Origin of the sequence: Mesorhizobium sp. M8A.F.Ca.ET.161.01.1.1 (assembly GCF_004792105.1) — a bacterium.
In the GTDB taxonomy this organism is placed as follows: domain Bacteria; phylum Pseudomonadota; class Alphaproteobacteria; order Rhizobiales; family Rhizobiaceae; genus Mesorhizobium.
This window is the reverse complement of the sequence record NZ_SRTD01000082.1, coordinates 1-437: the sequence shown is the minus strand read 5'-3', so window position 1 is coordinate 437 and position 437 is coordinate 1. Positions and strand designations below refer to the sequence as shown.

General features: G+C 65.7%; 1 pseudogene. It reads right to left on the bottom strand.

What is annotated here, in order from left to right:
• A pseudogene (locus EN804_RS34710) lies at positions 1 to 437 on the bottom strand (ABC transporter permease); the annotation flags it as partial.

Genomic DNA, 437 nt, shown 5'->3' with positions numbered 1-437 from the left:
AGTCGCTTTGCCATCGTGTCGCCGACGAGCACGTTGTTGCCGCCCGCCGCAAGGGCGTTGAAGCTGCCTTGAACGAAATCCTCCACGATCGGCGACACGCCGGGTTCGTGTCCAGGGTCGATGCCGATGATAGCCGCGCCCACCTCGCGGCTGGAATAGCGGATCACGCCCTGCGTCTTGAGGCTCACCGCGAACCGCCCAGGAATCCAACTCGCCAGCCACGCTGTCGCGGCCGTCGGATTGATGATGCCGCGGCGGTCGTCGCGCGGCCTAAGCCCCGAAATGGCGACCGCGCCAAAAGCGTCTTCGGCCGGCTGGCGGCGGGCGGTGCGTTGGTGATCGGTGATGTCGACATGCGGCATTGTGTCGACGAGTTGACGTACGCCATCATCCTGGACGCCTTGCAGCAGCGCCGCCATGGCGATTGAGAGTCCGAC